The organism is Rhizobium sp. ZK1 (assembly GCF_047782645.1).
Lineage (GTDB): Bacteria > Pseudomonadota > Alphaproteobacteria > Rhizobiales > Rhizobiaceae > Rhizobium.
Genome location: NZ_CP180586.1, coordinates 1812171 through 1830131 on the forward strand (window position 1 = coordinate 1812171; position 17961 = coordinate 1830131).

Annotated in this window: 16 protein-coding genes and 1 riboswitch; of the genes, 7 read left to right on the forward strand and 9 right to left on the reverse strand. The window is 61.4% G+C overall.

What is annotated here, in order from left to right:
• Window positions 1–40 precede the first annotated feature (40 nt).
• On the forward strand, window positions 41–1024 hold the full coding sequence (dgcA, locus tag ACK9YZ_RS09305) for an N-acetyl-D-Glu racemase DgcA (RefSeq protein ID WP_216758298.1): 984 nt from the start codon (window positions 41–43) through the stop codon (window positions 1022–1024).
• Here dgcA and ACK9YZ_RS09310 read toward each other — a convergent pair.
• From ACK9YZ_RS09310 to ACK9YZ_RS09320, 3 genes are all read right to left on the reverse strand, one after another.
• Window positions 976–2196: an MFS transporter gene (locus ACK9YZ_RS09310; protein ID WP_416066359.1), complete on the reverse strand. Its 1221-nt coding sequence runs from the start codon at window positions 2194–2196 to the stop codon at window positions 976–978. The two genes, dgcA and ACK9YZ_RS09310, sit on opposite strands and share 49 nt — an antisense overlap.
• Before the next feature lie 189 nt (window positions 2197–2385).
• Window positions 2386–3198 (reverse strand): UDP-2,3-diacylglucosamine diphosphatase, encoded by an 813-nt coding sequence (locus ACK9YZ_RS09315; protein WP_216758840.1) that lies wholly within the window; start codon window positions 3196–3198, stop codon window positions 2386–2388.
• Between the two features lie 208 nt (window positions 3199–3406).
• The gene (locus tag ACK9YZ_RS09320; protein WP_416066360.1) at window positions 3407–4846 is read right to left on the reverse strand and encodes an FAD-binding oxidoreductase; all 1440 of its coding nucleotides are present in this window, start codon (window positions 4844–4846) and stop codon (window positions 3407–3409) included.
• Between the two features lie 236 nt (window positions 4847–5082).
• On the opposite strand from ACK9YZ_RS09320, the gene ACK9YZ_RS09325 reads away from it, so the two are divergent.
• On the forward strand, window positions 5083–7395 hold the full coding sequence (locus ACK9YZ_RS09325) for an NADP-dependent malic enzyme (RefSeq protein ID WP_416066361.1): 2313 nt from the start codon (window positions 5083–5085) through the stop codon (window positions 7393–7395).
• Window positions 7396–7524: 129 nt separating this feature from the next.
• Here the strand turns inward: ACK9YZ_RS09325 and ACK9YZ_RS09330 are convergent, their stop codons facing one another.
• Window positions 7525–8058 carry a ribonuclease H family protein gene (locus ACK9YZ_RS09330; protein ID WP_416066362.1) on the reverse strand — a complete coding sequence of 178 codons (534 nt, stop codon included), beginning with the start codon at window positions 8056–8058 and terminating at the stop codon, window positions 7525–7527.
• A gap of 198 nt (window positions 8059–8256) precedes the next feature.
• On the opposite strand from ACK9YZ_RS09330, the gene ACK9YZ_RS09335 reads away from it, so the two are divergent.
• Window positions 8257–9336, forward strand: a complete 1080-nt coding sequence (locus ACK9YZ_RS09335; protein WP_416066363.1) for a DUF2865 domain-containing protein — start codon at window positions 8257–8259, stop codon at window positions 9334–9336.
• Here the strand turns inward: ACK9YZ_RS09335 and bluB are convergent.
• A complete protein-coding gene (gene bluB / locus ACK9YZ_RS09340) occupies window positions 9296–10030 on the reverse strand; it encodes a 5,6-dimethylbenzimidazole synthase (protein WP_416066364.1) in 735 nt (244 codons plus the stop codon). The genes ACK9YZ_RS09335 and bluB overlap by 41 nt on opposite strands.
• Window positions 10031–10071: 41 nt before the next feature.
• Window positions 10072–10262: riboswitch (cobalamin riboswitch) on the reverse strand.
• A gap of 302 nt (window positions 10263–10564) precedes the next feature.
• Here bluB and ACK9YZ_RS09345 point away from each other — a divergent pair.
• A complete protein-coding gene (locus ACK9YZ_RS09345) occupies window positions 10565–11632 on the forward strand; it encodes a 3-deoxy-7-phosphoheptulonate synthase (protein ID WP_416066365.1) in 1068 nt (355 codons plus the stop codon).
• Window positions 11633–12187: 555 nt separating this feature from the next.
• Here ACK9YZ_RS09345 and ACK9YZ_RS09350 read toward each other — a convergent pair.
• The 4 genes from ACK9YZ_RS09350 to ACK9YZ_RS09365 form a co-directional block, all read right to left on the reverse strand.
• Complete coding sequence (locus tag ACK9YZ_RS09350; RefSeq protein ID WP_416066366.1) at window positions 12188–12589, reverse strand: hypothetical protein; 402 nt, start codon at window positions 12587–12589, stop codon at window positions 12188–12190.
• A 104-nt stretch (window positions 12590–12693) separates the two neighbouring features.
• The gene (locus ACK9YZ_RS09355) at window positions 12694–13527 is read right to left on the reverse strand and encodes a TolB family protein (RefSeq protein ID WP_416066367.1); all 834 of its coding nucleotides are present in this window, start codon (window positions 13525–13527) and stop codon (window positions 12694–12696) included.
• A gap of 27 nt (window positions 13528–13554) precedes the next feature.
• A complete protein-coding gene (locus ACK9YZ_RS09360) occupies window positions 13555–15234 on the reverse strand; it encodes an NAD+ synthase (protein WP_416066708.1) in 1680 nt (559 codons plus the stop codon).
• A gap of 1 nt (window position 15235) precedes the next feature.
• Entirely contained in the window at window positions 15236–15424 is a 189-nt protein-coding gene (locus tag ACK9YZ_RS09365) for a hypothetical protein (protein ID WP_416066368.1), read from the reverse strand.
• Between ACK9YZ_RS09365 and ACK9YZ_RS09370 the strand changes: the two genes are divergently transcribed.
• The 3 genes from ACK9YZ_RS09370 to ACK9YZ_RS09380 all read left to right on the forward strand — a co-directional run bounded on the left by ACK9YZ_RS09370 (window position 15423) and on the right by ACK9YZ_RS09380 (window position 17941).
• Window positions 15423–15959, forward strand: coding sequence for a DUF1003 domain-containing protein (locus ACK9YZ_RS09370; RefSeq protein WP_216758317.1), 537 nt, complete (start codon window positions 15423–15425; stop codon window positions 15957–15959). The genes ACK9YZ_RS09365 and ACK9YZ_RS09370 overlap by 2 nt on opposite strands.
• 108 nt (window positions 15960–16067) lie before the next feature.
• Complete coding sequence (locus tag ACK9YZ_RS09375; protein ID WP_416066369.1) at window positions 16068–16706, forward strand: ArsR/SmtB family transcription factor; 639 nt, start codon at window positions 16068–16070, stop codon at window positions 16704–16706.
• Window positions 16703–17941 carry an MFS transporter gene (locus ACK9YZ_RS09380; RefSeq protein ID WP_416066370.1) on the forward strand — a complete coding sequence of 413 codons (1239 nt, stop codon included), beginning with the start codon at window positions 16703–16705 and terminating at the stop codon, window positions 17939–17941. Before ACK9YZ_RS09375 ends, ACK9YZ_RS09380 begins: the two co-directional genes overlap by 4 nt.
• Window positions 17942–17961 lie beyond the last annotated feature (20 nt).

Consider the following 17961-nt stretch of genomic DNA (forward strand, 5'->3'; position numbering starts at 1 on the left):
AGAAGCAACGCGCAATTTCCATGCTCGCAGGAGAGCAAATATGCCGCGCCATCTTGATATCCAGATGAATTCATTCCCGATTGCGGGCTCTTTCACCATTTCCAGAGGGAAAAAAACCTCTGCGGACGTGATCACCTGCACGTTGACGGAATCGGGAGCCAGGGGGCTCGGCGAATGTGTGCCCTATCGTCGCTACGGCGAGACAATGGAAAGCGTCTTGGCGCAGATCGAATCGGCTCGCCCGCTGATCGAGGAAGGCATTTCGCGCGAAGAACTGCTGCATGCCATGCCGCCGGGCGCTGCCCGCAACGCCGTCGATTGCGCGCTCTGGGATCTAGAAGCCAAGCTCTCGGGCAAGAGCGTCGCCTCCCGCCTTGATCTGCGCAAGCTGAAACCGCTGACCACGGCCTATACGATCTCGCTCGGCGAGCCCGATGTGATGGCAGCGCAGGCGCGCGAACATGCGCAACGCCCCCTCCTCAAGGTCAAGGTCGGCACCGGCGATGACGAAAGCCGCATCCGTGCCGTGCGCGCGGCGGCCCCCGATGCCGCCATCATTCTCGATGCCAATGAAGGCTGGCCGGAAGACAGGTTGGAACACCACCTGCGCATCGCTGCCGAAGCCAATATCGCCCTCGTGGAACAGCCGCTGCCGGCCGGCCGCGACGACATGCTGGCGGAGATCGCCCGCCATGTTCTCGTCTGTGCCGATGAGAGCGTCCATCATACCGGCGATCTCGCAAGCCTTGCCGACCGCTATGACGCTGTCAACATCAAGCTCGACAAGACGGGCGGCCTGACGGAGGCGCTGGAAATGAAGGCCGAGGGGCAGCGGTTGGGCTTTTCGATCATGATCGGCTGCATGGTCGGCACCTCGCTTGCCATGGCGCCGGCCGTATTGCTGGCGCAGGACGCCGATTTCGTCGATCTCGACGGCCCGCTGCTGCTTGCCCGCGACCGCGAACCCGGCCTGAATTATGCCGGCTCCCTCGTATTCCCGCCCGAAGCCAGCCTCTGGGGCTGAAGGTAATAGGCGATGATGACGACGGCGAGCCCGAAGGCGGCGACACAGGCCATGACGTAATAGCTGTTCAGCCCGAGCGCCGAGTAGATATAGCCTGACGCGATGGTCATCAGGCCTGAAGCCATGCCGATATAGAAGAAATAGGCGCCCTGAGCCGAGGCTTCCTGCGTTTCCTGCACGGTGGCAACGATGCGCCGCTGCACGCCCGTATGCACGAAGGCATAGGTAAAACCGTGCAGGCATTGCAGCGCGAAGAAGCCGATGAAACTCGTCTCTGTCGGGAAGAACACCCAGCGGCAGACGCTGACGGCACAACCGAAACGGATCAGGGTCCAGGCATTGAAGCGGCGGTTGAGGCGCCGTGACAGGAAGAACACCGTTACCTCAGAGGCAACCCCGGCGCTCCAGAGGATGCCGACTTCCGTGCCGGAAAAGCCGAGTTGGTGCCAGTAGATCGAGGAAAAGGCGTTGAGCAGCGCATGGCTCGCCTGCTGGATCGAAACGCCGAGCAGCAACAGGAGCAGATGCGGCTCGCGAAGCCCGCTGCCCGTCGTCGCCGGAAGATTGATCGGCTGACCGCGCCGCCGCGTCGGCCCGATGCGCGGACAGAATATCGCCATGGTGATGGTCAACACGAAGCCGAAGATCATCACGGGGAGCACCATTTCGCCACCCCAGCGCCCGACCAGCTCACCGCCCACGAGCGTTGAAATGATGAAAGCGATCGAGCCCCAGACGCGCATGGAACCATAATCGAGCCCCCAGCGGCGCACACCCGAAATCACGATCGATTCGACGACCGGCACATAGGGCGCGAAGGTCGCGCCCTGCAGCGCAAAGACGATCAGCACCGGCCAGAAATTGCTCGTCCAGTAGAGCGCGATCGCCGTCAGGAGCGACAGGATGCCCGACCACAAAAGCACATGCGCCCGCTCCTGCATGCGGTCGGCAAAGACCGCCACGATCGGCGCGACGAGAACGCGCACCACCATCGGCACGGCGAGGATGGTGCCGATCTGATGATCGTTGAACTGGTGAGTCGAAAGCCAGACGGGGAAGAAGGGCAGGACGATACCGTTGACCAGCAGCGGCGCGCTGTAGCAAAGCGCGCTGAGCAGCCGGAAGCGCGGCGGCGCTCCCTCACCCGTCGAGGGACTTTGTGCGGGAATCATGATGGACCTGAAGGAAACTCTGCGTTGCCTAACACATCCAATCAAACACGACTATGGCGAGAAATAGCCGAATTGTAACGTTTCGGAGATAAGTCGAAACGATTTAAAAAATAAATGGGGCCTGACGCCAAGCGGCAACGGCTAAATTCATGATGCACCGGCCAGGCCGGTGCTGTACGCACACATTATTCAGGCAGCCTGCGGGGCGAGATCGCCCTCTTCCAGCAATTCGAGAGAGGTCAGCGCCGGCACGTTGCTGGTCAGCGCACGCCAGGTGATGAGTTCAAATCTGCCGTCCTCATGCTCGACGATCGCCGTGCAGCTTTCGACCCAGTCGCCGGTATTGATGTAGCGGATGCCGTCCATATCCTCGATCACGGCGTGATGGATATGGCCGCAGATGACGCCATCGGCGCCGTTCTTGCGGGCTTCCTCGGCAACCACGCGCTGGAACTCGCCGATAAAATTGACGGCATGTTTGACCTGCAGCTTTGCCCAGGCCGAAAACGACCAGTAGGGCATGCCGAGGCGCCGGCGCACGGCGGCGAGAACGATATTGATACGGATGGCCGTGTCATAGGCCCAGTCGCCGAGATAGGCGAGCAGGCGAGCATTACGCACGACGACGTCGAATTCGTCCCCATGCAGGATCAGGTATTTCTTGCCGTCCGCGCCGTCATGGATGATGCGGTCGACAACTTCGATGCCGCCGAAATGCGTGCCCGGAAAAGCGCGCAGGAATTCGTCGTGATTGCCGGGAATATAGACGACGCGCGTACCCTTGCGCGCCTTGCGCAAGAGCTTCTGAACCACGTCGTTGCAGACCTGCGGCCAGTACCAGCTGCGCTTCAAGCGCCAGCCGTCGACGATATCGCCGACGAGATAGATCGTATCGGCTTCGTGGTAGCGCAGGAAATCCAGCAGGAAATCTGCCTTGGCCGCCTTGGAGCCGAGATGCAAATCGGAAATGAAGAGGGTGCGGAAGCGCCGGGGTTCCATCATGTCTGTCACAAGCCTTTCCGCTCGTGTCCCATCGTTCTTCGTCTGGTCTTCCAAAATCAGACTCGTGTTTCAGGAAGATGACAAGGCTGTGGGAAAGCCCTGCAACCTGTTCATACAGGCTGGACGTGGGGCGCTGGGTGACCGACGTCACGCCAACACCTTCACATTCCGGCGCTGGCGCGAAACTCCTTCCCTAAAACATCAATCCTCAGGCAGTCCGCACCGTCGCCATCGGTTTCACGTTCTGGTTCATCCGGAACAGATTGTTCGGATCGTAACGCCGCTTGATCTCGGCAAGGCGGGCGTAGTTGGTACCATAGGCGGCTTCGACCCGGTCGATTTCGTCGTCAGGCATGAAGTTGATATAGGCGGTTCCGACAGCATGCGGCTTGGTGGCCTCGAAAAGCTCGCGCGCCCAGCCGACGCAGCTTCCATCCATCCCGGTTTCCCGCCAGCGGGCATGCACGTTCATGACGAAATGCGAGCTGCGCTGCGGAAACGCGGTGGCCTCGTTGGCCACGCGACCGGCAGCACCCCCGACATGGCCAATGAAGATCTCGCATTCCGGGCCGGGCAGCCTGCGCACCGCCTTGAGCAGCACGTCGATCGCCGCATCGGACAGAGACGCGAAATCCTGGCTCTTCCAGTAATTGCGCGCACCTGGTGTGAGCAGCGGATCGAAGGCCTGCTGCCAGCCGGTGAACGGCATCGGGCCGACGATATCGGCAATCGGCTTTCCGATAGCGCGCAACCTTGCCGCAGCCTTTTCACCCGCCGCGACATCTCCGCAATAGCACATCGCCAGTACTACGATCTCCTTGCCATGCCATTCGGCCGGCAGGAAGGGCAGCGGCGGCGCCTGGCGCATCACCACCCAGCAGGTCAGTTCGTCGGGCGCCGCCTCCAGCGCCTGCCGGTATTCCTTCAGCACCTTTTCCGCATCGGCGAAGGGATGCACGACGAGCCCGGCGAGAACCTCGGTGTCGAGCGGGTTGAGCTTGAACTCGAAGGAGGTCACGACGCCGAAATTTCCGCCGCCGCCGCGCAGCGCCCAGAAGAGATCGGGCTTATCCGTCTCGCTCGCCTTGACCAGTTCGCCATCCGCCGTCACCATGTCGACCGAGAGCAGATTGTCGAGGGTCAGTCCGAATTTGCGGGTCAGCCAGCCGAAGCCGCCGCCGAGCGTCAGGCCGGCGATGCCTGTCGTGGAATTGATGCCGGTCGGCAGCACCAGCCCGAAGGCCAGCGTTTCCTTGTCGACATCGGCAAGCGTTGCGCCCGGCTCGATCCTGGCACGCCGCGTCTGCGGATCGACCCGCACCGATTTCATCGCTGACAGGTCGATGACGACGCCGCCGTCGCAGACGGCGTTGCCGGCAATGCCGTGCCCGCCGCCGCGCACCGAAAGGAGAAGATTGTTGTCGCGCGCGAACCGCACCGCCCGAACGACATCAGCAGCGCCCGCGCAGCGCGCGATGAGCCCCGGCCGCCGGTCGATCATCGCATTCCAGATCGCCCGCGCCTCGTTGTAATTCATATCCTTGCTGGTCAGGAGAGTGCCGCGAAATCCGGCGGCAAATGCATCGATGGCCACGTCATTGACCATCGTCTGACCCCTTTGCAAGGTCGTGAGGTTCAAGTTGTCCATGATTTCCTCCATGCGAACGGCGCCCCGCACCGTCGCGCAGGGCATTCTGCGCTTGCCGCCCTCGCCAGACAAGTTTCCCCAAAAGGATTAGCTGGTGGCAACCGCTCGGCACCAAGGGCCGCCGCCCCCGCCCCCGCACGAAAACTTTCTCCACGCCGCATTTCCATACTGTCGCCCGTATCCGATTGATGTATGGAGAAGTCCTCAAAAGACTTCGAACAACGCTGGAGGCGGCGATGGATCACCAGGAAAAATCCAAAACGGAAAAGAATTTGACGGGCGGCAGCCTCGACGACCAGGCGCTTTTCTTCCACCGCTATCCGCGCCCCGGCAAGCTGGAAATCCAGGCGACCAAGCCGCTCGGCAACCAGCGCGACCTGGCGCTCGCCTATTCTCCTGGCGTCGCCGCCCCCTGCCTCGCCATCCGTGACAATCCTGAAACTGCGGCCGACTATACGTCGCGCGCTAACCTCGTTGCCGTGATCTCCAACGGCACCGCCGTGCTCGGCCTCGGCAATATCGGTCCGCTCGCTTCCAAGCCGGTCATGGAAGGCAAGGCCGTCCTCTTCAAGAAATTCGCCAACATCGACGTTTTCGATATCGAAGTGGATGCAACGGACGTCGAGCAGATGGTTTCGACCGTCGCCTCGCTGGAGCCGACCTTCGGTGGCATCAACCTCGAGGACATCAAGGCGCCGGAGTGCTTCCGGATCGAGAAGCAGCTGCGCGAGAAGATGAAGATCCCGGTCTTCCACGACGACCAGCACGGCACCGCGATCATCGTCGCCGCCGCCATCCTCAACGGCCTGGAACTGGCCGGCAAGAAGATCGACGAGGTCAAGATCGTTGCGTCAGGCGCCGGTGCTGCCGCCCTTGCCTGTCTCAACTTGCTGGTGACGCTTGGCGCCAAACGCGAAAACATCTGGGTCCACGATCTCGAAGGCCTCGTCTATGAAGGCCGCGTCGAACTGATGGACGAGTGGAAAGCCATCTACGCCCAGAAGAGCGACACGCGCACGCTCGCCGAGAATATCGGCGGCGCCGATGTCTTCCTCGGTCTCTCGGCCGCCGGCGTGCTGAAGCCGGAACTGCTGGCGCGGATGGCCGACAAGCCGCTGATCATGGCGCTTGCCAACCCGACGCCTGAGATCATGCCGGATCTCGCCCGCGCCGCCCGCCCGGACGCGATGATCTGCACGGGTCGCTCCGACTTCCCGAACCAGGTCAACAACGTTCTCTGCTTTCCCTATATTTTCAGGGGCGCGCTGGACTGCGGCGCTGAGACGATCAACGAGGAAATGAAGATGGCCGCTGTGCGCGCCATCGCGGCCCTCGCCCGCGAAGAGCCTTCGGACGTAGCCGCGCGTGCCTATTCAGGCGAAACCCCGGTTTTCGGTCCTGATTATCTCATCCCCTCGCCCTTCGATCCGCGCCTCATCCTGCGCATCGCCCCTGAAGTCGCCAAGGCTGCTGCCGAAAGCGGTGTCGCGCGTCGTCCGATCGCCGATTTCGACGCTTATCTCGACCAGCTGAACCGCTTCGTCTTCCGCTCCGGCTTCATCATGAAGCCGATCTTCACGGCCGCCAAGGTAGCAGAGCGCAAGCGCGTCATCTTCTCCGAAGGCGAAGACGAGCGTGTGCTGCGGGCCGCCCAGGTGCTGCTCGAAGAAGGCATCGCCGAGCCGATCATCATCGGCCGTCCGCAGGTCATCGAAACACGCCTGAAGCGTTACGGCCTTCGCATTCGCCCGTTACAGGATTTCGACGTGATCAACCCCGAGGACGATCCGCGCTTCCGCGAATATGTCGATCTCTATCTGCAGTTGGTCGGACGCCGCGGCGTCATCCCGGAAGCGGCCCGCACCATCGTGCGCACCAACACGACCGTCATCGGCGCGCTGGCGCTGAAGCGCGGCGAAGCTGACGCGCTGATCTGCGGCCTCGAAGGCCGTTACGAGAAGCACCTGCGCGATGTGCGCCAGATCATCGGCAAGCGCCCGAACGTGCGCGATTTCTCGGCTCTCAGCCTGATGATCTCGCAGCGCGGTGCGACGTTTTTCGCCGACACCTATGTGACCTTAAATCCGACGGCAGAAGACATCGCCGAGGCGACGGTTCTCGCTGCCGAAGAGATCAAGCGCTTCGGCATCACCCCGCGCGCCGCCCTCGTCTCGCATTCGAATTTCGGCTCGCGCGAATCCGAAAGCGCCACCAAGATGCGCAATGCGCTGCAGCTTGTGCGCGAGGCGGCACCCGACCTCGAAGTCGATGGCGAAATGCATGGCGAAAGCGCCATCTCCGAGGAACTGCGCCGCCGCGTCATGCCGCACACCACGCTGAATGACGAAGCCAACCTGCTGATCTTCCCGAACCTCGATGCCGCCAACATCACGCTCGGCGTCGTCAAGTCGATGACGGACGGCCTGCATGTCGGCCCGATCCTGCTCGGCACGGCGATGCCGGCGCATATCCTGGCGCCGTCGGTCACCTCGCGCGGCGTGGTCAATATGGCGGCGCTCGCTGTCGTCGAGGCATCGCAGCCGGCTTAAAGCATGTCGCGCAAAAGTGTGCAGCGGTTTTGCGGTAACGACATGCGTAAAACAAAGACTTAAAGCGTGGCAAGCGAATCTGAAAGATCGCGACACGCTTTAGCCGGTCGCGCGTCAGCATCCGGATAATCAGGCACGCCGTATCGATCGGCGTCCCTGATCTGCCAGCGCATCGGCCCGTTCGTTACCATCGGCGCCGGAATGGCCCTTGCACCAGGCAATGCTTATCAGGGAATTCTCGGATAGCTGGATATCGATGGCTTTCCAGATTTTCGCATCTGATATCGCTCGGTTTCTGGCCTTGCCGGTCGGGTTGCTTTTCTTCCAGCCATTGTTTCTCCAGATCGGACGCCAGCTGTTGCAGCCTTCGACGGCATAGGCGGAATCGGACCAGATGACTGCCGCTACATCAGCTGCTGAGCCGTTGATCCAGATTGCCGCCTCAAGCACGGCCGTCACTTCCATCGCGTTATTGGATGAATCCTTTGCACCGCCAAAGCCGGAGGCGATCTCGATACCATCGCGGTAGGCGACGAAGGCCCATCCCCCATGCCTTGCGCCGGGTTCCAAACAACCGTCCACGAAAACGTGAAGGCCCCGCCGGGTGTCCGGTGTCTCTGCGGACGTTTCGCGTGTGCGGGATTCGTCGGAATTATCTGTCATATCAACTGTCTGGATATCAACGGCTTCCCGCGCGGTTGCAGGAAGCGGGAAAGTGGAAGCATCCGGCTTGCTGGATAAGATCGCAAAAATACGCTAGGAATTACTGCGAGCTTATTAAGGGAAACACGTTAAGACAAAGCGCGGTGGATGGAAGCCGCAACGCACTGATAGATGCTTTTCTCTTTCCGGAACGACGTCGTGAAGCGCCGAAACCTGTATCTCGTTTTCTGTCTGGCATTCGCGGCTCCTGCGGCGGCGCAGACCAATGCGATCTGTGAGGATCTGCGCGGGCGCCTTGCCGACCTGCCGCAAACCTTCGGCAACAGCAGCAGCGAGATGCGCCAATATGCCGGCGCGCTTGCCGAACAGAATCTCGAATTGCGCAAGGTGCGCAGCGATCTGCGCCGGTATGGCTGCACCTCCGGCAGCATGGTCGTCGTTGGCGGCGACAACGCCGGCTTCTGCTCCGAGCTCGAGCATGCTGAAGCCAGGATGGTCGACAATATCAGCTTCCTTCAGCATCGCCGCAACGAGTTGCGCCAGTCCGGCCCCGATGCGGCCCGCGCGGAACTGATGGCCGCGCTCGAAGACAATGACTGCAACAGCGACAGTTTCAGCGGGCCTGCCGAAGGCGACGCCTACGCGCCGGCTCCGAGCATCGAAGAGCAGGCCATGCGCAGCGACACGTTCATCCCGCTCGGCGGCGGCGAGCGCTATGGCCTGCCGCGCGCCGAAATGCTCTCGCCCGTCAGCACCATCTGCGTGCGCACCTGCGATGGCGGCTTCTTCCCGATCAGCAACAATGCCACCTCGGTCGATTTCGACCGTGATGCCGCGACCTGCGCGAAGATGTGCCCCGGCCTCGAGACGGAACTCTTCTATCGCGAGGTTTCCAGCACCGAGACCTCGAACATGATTTCGACGGCAACCGGAGCGCCCTACAGCGCGATGAAGAACGCCTTCGCCTACAAGACCCGTGCACCTGGCGAAAAATCCGCCTGCTCCTGCAATCTGTCTGCCTATTACGAGCAGATGCGAAAGAGCCAGGCCGCCTATGCGCCGGCGCCCGAGCCGAAGGGCTCGATCACCACGATCCGGACGGAAGCGCCGAAGGCGGTCGGCACCCCGCCTGCCTCGCAGCCGCAGGTGGCGGATCGCCCCTATGATCCCTCTGCCAGCAAGGTCCGGCAGGTCGGCCCGCAATTCCTTGCCGGCGATCAGGGCAAGATCGATCTCGCTAATCCGGCGACACCTGGCCCTCAACCTCAACAGCAGTAGTGACCGGCTCACGGTCCGATCGTCCCCAGCCGTCATGGAAGACGAGATCTTCCAGCGGCATGCGCTGCCGCCAGCCTTTGACCGCCAGTTCCGGCTGGTCATAGAGCCGGTCGACGAAGCCGGCGCAGAGCCAGGCCACCACCTCGATATGATCGGGGATGCCGAGGATTTCCTTCAGGTCGCCCTCGCGAAAAATGCTGACCCAGCCGATGCCGACGCCTTCCGCTCGCGCCGCAAGCCACAGGTTTTGGATGGCGCAGACGGTGGAATAGCTGTCCATGCGCGGATTATGCGTGCGCCCCAGCACCACGCTGCCGCTGCGGGTAGGATCACAAGTCACGCAGATTCCGAGCGGCGCCTCGACGATGCCTTCGAGCTTCAGCGAGCGATAGGCCTGCCGCCGCTCGGCGGTAAACATCAGGGCCGCTTCCTCATTCGCCTTCGCGAAGGCATCGCGCACCTGCGCCCTCACCTCGGCACTTTTCACCAGAATGAAATTCCACGGCTGCATGAAACCGACCGAAGGCGCGTGATGGGCCGCCATCAGCAATCGGGTGACGAGATCATCCGGCAGGGGATCGGGCAGGAACTGGCAGCGCACATCGCGCCGCGTCATGATCGCATGATAGACGGCCTCGCGTTCGGCCGCAGAAAAGCTGGATGCCGGGCAAACGGCATCGTCAATGGGTCGCATCGTCAAATCCCCAACAACGCAACCGCCCGCCGTCCGCGCGGGTTGGGTCTATCTTGCCAGGCCGGTCTTCTGACTTGGCGTCATCCACTTGGCCGCAGCCTTCCCGGCCTTGAGGCCAGTGGCGTGGTGAGCGGCAAGCGTCGGCCTTACAGCGTTGGGCACGTTCCGGTCTTGCACCGGATTCCCGATTCTCCCGCTTGTGACGGCGGGCACCTGACGGGCGATCTATGGCGTGGAAACGGCATGGCAGCAAGTCAATTCGGCGAATATGCCTGGAACGGAACTGCATCTCCGCCCCTGCCCGGTAAGGAACTGTCACTTGCAAAATTCCGCGTGACAATTTGTTTCCGCATCGCTACATAGCCAGCATGTCGATCTCGTCCGTCTACGCATCGCGATTTTATTCGTACCGCTGCTTCCAGCGGATGCGGGTCTGTGCGTAACCAAATCTAACGCGACGACAACCCGAACAGCCGCTAGTCTACCTGGCGGCTTTTTTGTTCCGCACGGTATGACCAAACAGGAGAGCATACCGTGACTGACACCATTGATGATCTGCGCATCGTCGAGATCACCCCGCTGACCAAGCCGGCCGATATCATCTCGGAAATCCCGCGGACATCAGCGGTCACCGAGACCGTGACCGGCACACGCGACACGATCCATAATATCCTGACCGGCAAGGACGACCGCCAGCTCGTCGTCATCGGCCCCTGCTCGATCCATGATCCGGCAGCCGCCCGCGAATATGCGTCCCGGCTCGTTGAGCAGCGACGACGCCTGTCCGGCGATCTCGAAATCGTCATGCGCGTCTATTTCGAAAAGCCCCGCACCACCATCGGCTGGAAAGGCCTGATCAACGACCCGCATCTCGACGGCACCTACCGTATCGAGGAAGGCCTGCGCCTTGCGCGCCGCCTGCTGCTCGACATCAACGCCATGGGCCTGCCGGCCGGCTGCGAATTCCTCGATACGATCACGCCGCAATATATCGCCGATCTCGTCAGCTATGGCGCCATCGGCGCGCGCACGACCGAAAGCCAGATCCACCGCCAGCTCGCCTCGGGTCTCTCCTGCCCGATCGGCTTCAAGAACGGCACGGATGGCGGCGCGCGTGTCGCGCTCGACGCGATCATGGCCGCTTCCCAGCCGCACCATTTCCCGGCCGTCACCAAGGACGGACAGGCAGCGATCGCCTCCACCCGCGGCAACGAGGACTGCCACATCATCCTGCGCGGCGGCAAGCGTCCGAACTATGAAGCGGCCGATGTGCAGGCCGTCATCGCCGAGGCAACCAAGCTCGGTGTCGACCCACGCATGCTGATCGATGCCAGCCACGCCAACAGCGGCAAGGATCCGATGAACCAGCCGAAGGTCGTCCACGACGTCACCGGCCAGATCGTCGCCGGCAATCACCACATCAAGGGCATGATGATCGAGAGCAACCTCGTCGCCGGCCGCCAGGATCTCGTCCCCGGCAAGCCGCTCGTCTACGGCCAGTCGATCACCGATGGCTGCATCGGCTGGGATATGTCTGTCGACGTGCTCGAGGACCTGGCGAAGGCCGTCCGTGATCGCCGCAAGGCTGCCGTCGCGGCCTGAGCGAGAGAATGAAGTGCGGCGGGCGAAATCCCGCCGTGCTATCGCCTATAATCCACCGCCCCTCCATCAAAGATGGCGCGGCTGCACAATATCATTCGCCGACCATCTTTTACTTCAGGACGGCAGGTGTGATCTCGAATTGCTCCGATTGAGAAGGCGAGCGACAAGCAAAAATACCATTGCCAGGACATATCCCGCCAGTACGGCTAATGCTTCCAACGCGAGTGGAAGCATTACGATACCGTCGCCGGGACCTTCCATCTCGTCTGGCGCTATCCTCGGCATTCCGACGAGACTGAAGGTCAAAACGGAAGCTAGTACCCACAGAAATGCGAACATATGTGGCATCCACTTTAAACGCTTGAGTGAACGCCCGACAAGATGCGCCAATAGAGGCGCCATGACATTCGAAATAAGAAAAATCGGTAGCGCGATGAGTGGAGGCAATATTGTGGGATAAGCGGGATCATAATGCATAGAGTACCGCCGACGAACGAGTCTGTACTTTTCAGATATCCCACAAACCAAGTCACGCGGCTACCGCCGCTGGCGCTTTCACGAAATGCGCCTGTGCAAGCACTTAGAGGCGACGAGCAAATTATAATTGGTCACTGTGCGGATAGAGCCGAGATATTCGTTCTCGTCGTCAACGACGTCGCTTAAAAACAGGAGAGCAATCTTATCCTGTGACTGGAGTATGAACTCCTCTTCCTGGGTGAGAGGCAGATCATCGAAGAAGTTCATAGCGTTATAATTTCTGAAGTACGTCTCATTGCCGCAAGCATATCTAACATCATTCTGAATATAGAATTTGGCGATGGGTACCGCCATCTGATTCAAAATTTGCGACTCCTGATATTTTCCGAACCATCGCAGATACTCGACCGGAAACGTAACAAACAGCAAAGCACGGCAGCAGATCAAAAAGGCAAACGCCGCGAGCAATACCTTGTGCATAATTGTATGAAGGTCCCTCTGATGAGTGAGCGATGCTAGCTTGAGAAGGGTTGCATAGGACTTGAGGCCACGAGCACTCCATCATCAAACTGCGATGCGCCCTCTCAAGATCTCACCGGAAAATACCGCACATAGGCGAATTCCTCGCCATCCGGCGACCAGTTCGGCACATTGATCGTGCCCTGCCCGCCGAAAAGCTCGAACAGCTCCGTCAGATTGCCGCCATCCATATCCATCATGCGCAGCCGCACGTTCAGATCACGCGGATGGTCGAAGACATCGGGGTCGTAGGAGAGGATCAGCACCTTGTCGTTGTTGGGCGACGGATGGGCGAACCAGTTGCCGTAATTGTCCGATGTGACCTGCTGGAGACCCGTGCCGTCGGGGTGGATGCGCCAGATCTGCATCAGCCCGGTGCGGCTGGAATTGAAATAGATCCACTGCCCGTCCGCCGACCAGTCCGGCCCGTCATTGCGGCCCTCGCCATGCGTCAGCCGCTTCTCCTCGCCGCCATCGACCGAGATCGTGTAGATGTCGAAGACGTCGTTGCGGATGCCGCAATAGGCAAGCTCGCGCCCATCGGGTGACCAGCCATGCCAGTAGGACGGCAGGTTTCTGGTGATCAGACGCGGCTTGCCGCCCTCGATCGGGAGGATGTAGATCGCCGACTTGCCGAACTCGGTCTTGTCGGAAATGACGATCTCCTCGCCATCAGGCGAAATGCCGTGGTCATTGTTGCAATGGACGGCAAAGCCGGTATCGACCTTCTCGACAAGATCGCTGCCGTCGAGCCGCAGCCGGTAGAGCAGCGCGTCGCCATTGATCAGCAGATAGGCGCCGTCGCGCGAGAAATTCGGCGCCTCCACCAGCGCTTCCGTCTGCCAGATGACACGGCTTTCGCCCCGCCGCACATTGTAGATTTCAACTGAGCTGCGCATTCATCCCTCCCAGATTTTTGAAGCGTCTCAGCGATCCCGGAACCGGTTGGTGATCGGGTAGCGCCGGTCGCGGCCAAAATTCTTCTTGGTGATCTTCACGCCCGGCGCCGACTGGCGGCGCTTGTATTCGGCGAGATAGAGCAGATGCTCGATGCGGTGTACCGTTTCGACATCATGGCCGCGCGCCACGATCTCCTCGACACCCATTTCCCGCTCGACCAGGCATTCGAGAATGTCGTCGAGGACAGGATAAGGCGGCAGCGAATCCTGGTCTTTCTGGTCAGGGCGAAGCTCGGCCGAGGGCGCCTTGTCAATGATATTCTGCGGAATGACCACGCCCGAGGGGCCGAGCGCATCCGGCGGCACATTCCCGTTGCGCCAGCGGGCCAACGCATAGACCTGCATCTTGTAGAGGTCCTTGATCGGATTGAAGCCGCCGTTCATGTCGCCATAGAGCGTCGCGTAACCGACCGACATTTCCGACTTGTTGCCGGTCGTGACGACCATCGAGCCGAACTTGTTGGAGATCGCCATCAGGATCGTGCCGCGCGCACGGCTCTGCAGGTTCTCCTCGGTAATGCCGCTGTTCGTGCCCTCGAAGAGGTTCGACAGCGCCGAGGAAAAGCCCGTCACCGGCGCCTCGATCGGCACGATGTCGTAGCGGCAGCCAAGCGCCTTCGCGCAATCGGCCGCGTCCTTCAGCGAGTCCTCGGAGGTATAATAGTACGGCAGCATGACTGTGCGTACCCGCTCTTCGCCGAGCGCATCGACGGCGATTGCCGCGCAGATCGCCGAATCGATGCCGCCCGAGAGCCCGAGCACGACATTCCTGAAGCCGTTCTTGTTAACATAGTCGCGGAAGCCGAGCAGGCAGGCGCGGTAATCGGCCTCTTCGCTTTCCGGAATGCGCGCCATCGGCCCTTCGGCGCAGCGCCAGCCATTTTCGGTGCGTTTCCAGGTAGTCACCGCAAGCGCCGTTTCGAACTGGCTGAGCTGGAAGGCGAGCGACTTGTCGGCATTGAAGGCAAAGCTTGCGCCGTCGAAGACGAGCTCGTCCTGACCGCCGAGTTGGGCAGCGTAGACCATGGGAAGGCCGGTTTCGATGACCTGCTTCAGCACCACCTGATGGCGGATATCGACCTTGCCGCGGTAATAGGGCGAGCCGTTCGGCACGAGCAGGATTTCCGCCCCGCTTTCAGCCAGCGTCTCGCAGACGCCGAGATCGCCCCAGATATCCTCGCAGATCGGAATGCCGATGCGCACGCCGCGGAAATTCACCGGTCCGGGCATGGCGCCCTGATCGAAGACGCGCTTCTCGTCGAATTCGCCGTAATTCGGCAGGTCGATCTTGTCTCTGATGGCAATGACCTTGCCGCCGTCGAGCACGGCGATGGAATTATAGCGCCCCGTCTCGTCCTGGCGCGGAAAACCGATGACGATACCCGGCCCGCCATCTGCGGTATCGGCCGCAAGGCTTTCCACCGCCCTCCAGCAAGCCTGGATGAAGGCCGGCTTCAGCACCAGGTCTTCCGGCGGATAACCGGAGATGAAAAGCTCGGTCATCATGAGGATATGCGCGCCCTGCCGCGCCGCATCGGCGCGCGCCTCGCGCACCTTGGCAAGGTTTCCGGCGACATCGCCCACCGTGGGGTTCAGCTGGGCGATGGCGATGTTGAACGTATGGGAGAGAGCGTTTTCCTGTGTCATGTCATTCATTTAATCCGCCCCTGCGTGCACCGCAATAAGCCGCTTCAAAAGCCGTAGCTATCTGCGGCAAAAAATTGATGAAGGGCAGCCCCATCCTCTGTTTGCCTTGCGCGACGCCGATACGCATTGCAATTTGCGGCGACGGCGGAATACTGCGCGCCAATTCGATCCATTCCCGGGACAATGCCATGTCTAACTTTCCAAATTTCGTCCACCTGCATTTCGGCAAACCGGCCGAGGAGCTGGGTGCCATCGAAAAGCGCGTGCTGGCCAAGGCACATGAGCGCAAGATCATCTCCACCGACGTCAACGCTGCCTTTTCCGCCGAAGCCTCTTTCGGCGAGCGGCTGGCCGACGGCATCGCCCGCGTGGGCGGCTCCTGGTCCTTCATCCTGGCCTTTCTCGCCTTCCTCCTCTTCTGGACGGTCATCAACACGGTCATCCTGCTGACGCGCGCTTTCGATCCCTACCCCTTCATCTTCCTGAACCTCATCCTCTCCATGCTCGCCGCCATCCAGGCGCCGATCATCATGATGTCGCAGAACCGCCAGGCCGAGCGCGACCGTTTCGAAGCCGCCAAGGATTATGAGGTGAACCTGAAGGCCGAGCTGGAGGTTCTGTCGCTGCATCAGAAGATCGATATGCGGGTGCTGACGGAACTGACAGCGTTGCGCGAGGACGTCTCCCGGCTGAACGCCCTCCTTTCAGAGCGAGGTCAAGCTTGAGTCTGTTAAAACAGGAATCTTTAGGCATCTGAAATAGCGGCCCAATTCTGGTTCTTATATTTACAAACAAATCTTTGCAAAGATGTGTTTGTAAATTAAGCTGCCGCCATGAAAACACCTGCCCCTACATCGACGTCAGCAACATTCCGCAACGTCAGCCGCGTCGTCCCCGATGTCACCGCCCTCAAGGCGCTCGCCCATCCGGTGCGCCTGCGCATGCTCGGCATGCTCCGGATCGACGGCCCGGCCACGGCGACGCAGCTTGCGGCACGCCTCGGCCTCAACAGCGGCGCGACGAGCTATCATCTCCGCCAACTCGCCCAGTACGGTTTCATCGAGGATGCGCCGGGACCATCCCGCCGCGATCGCTGGTGGCGCGCGAGCCATGAGGTCACCTCGGTTCCGGCGGCCGAGAGTGGTGGCGCGGCTTTCGACATGGATGTCGCCTTCACGCAAGCGATCCTTTCCCTGCAGGTTGACCAGATGCAGAAGGCGGTCGAGGAATATGCCGAGCTGCCGCTCGAATGGCGCAAGGCCAGCACCGCAAGCGACATCATCATTCCGCTGACATCGGGACAGGCCGAAGCGCTGACGAAACGCCTGAACGATATCGTCATGGAGGCGATGAGCGAGGCCCCGCCTCTTGGCGAGCCCCTGCCGCCTGATGTCGTGCCCTTTATGGTCATGCTGCACGCCTTCCCCTATCCGGGCCGCGTGCCGCACGGCGACGAAGAGAGCGAGCCATGAGCCGCAGTCCTTTCATCGCGCTCGCCATTGCCGAGACGCTCTCCATCTCAGGCACGCGGCTGTCGGGCGTCGCCATTCCCTGGCTGGTGCTGAGCACGACCGGCAGCCCGGTGCTGACCGGCCTCGTCGCCATGATGGAGATGCTGCCCTATGTCGTCGCCAAGGCGCTCGGCGGCCCCCTCATCGACCGCATCGGCCCCAAACGCATCGCGGTCATCTGCGACAGCGCCTCGGTGATAACAGTCGGCCTCGTGCCGGTCCTGCATCTCCTCGACCTGCTTACCATTCCGATCCTGCTGCCGATCGTCTTTGCCATGGGCGTGCTGCGCGGCCCATCGGATGCCGCCAAGCAATCCATGGTTCCTGACATCGCCGAACTGGCCGCCGTGCCGCTGGAGCGCGTGACCGGCGTCGTCGGCGCCATCGAGCGCCTGGCATCGACCGCGGGGGCGGCAGGCGCCGGTGCTCTCATCGCCCTTGTGGGACCGAGCCAGGCGCTTGCCGTCAACGCCCTTACCTTCGCCGGCGCCGCCGTAACCGTCGCGGCCAGAATCCCCGTATTGCGACGTGCGTCGAAAGCCGAAGCGACCGGCATCGCCGCCTATGGCCGGGAACTGGCGGAAGGCTGGCGCTTTCTGCGTCGCGATGCGGTGCTGGTCGCGATCGTGGTGATGGTGGCGACCACCAATCTGCTCGATCAGGCTTTCTTCTCTGTCCTGATTCCTGTCTGGACCCAAGATTCAGGCCACGGCCCCGCTCTGCTCGGAACCCTGTTCGCCGTCTTCTCCGGCGCGTCGATCATCGGCGCGGCCATTGCCGCCATGATCGGTGAGCGGATGCCGCGCCTTCTCGTCTATACGGTCGCCTTCCTGCTGACGGGCTTTCCGCGCTTTCTGGTCTTCGCGGTGGAATCGCCGCTCGCTCTCATCTTTGCAACGCTCGCGGTCGGCGGTTTTGCTTCCGGCTTCCTCAATCCCATCCTCTCGGCGGTGCTCTTCGAGCGCATACCAAAGCCACTCATGGGCCGCGTCACATCGCTCAATGCGGCGCTCTGCTGGGCGCTCATCCCCTTCGGCGGGCTTGCCGGCGGCGCGTTGATCGATGCCTGGGGCCTTTCCGCCGCACTGCCGCTGACCGGTCTCGCCTATCTGGCGGTGACGCTCGCTCCGCTGGCGCATGGCAGCTTCCGCGGCTTCGAAAAGAAAAAAATTGCGGATAACATACTATCTTCATGAGGTTGGTACGTCTTATGGCG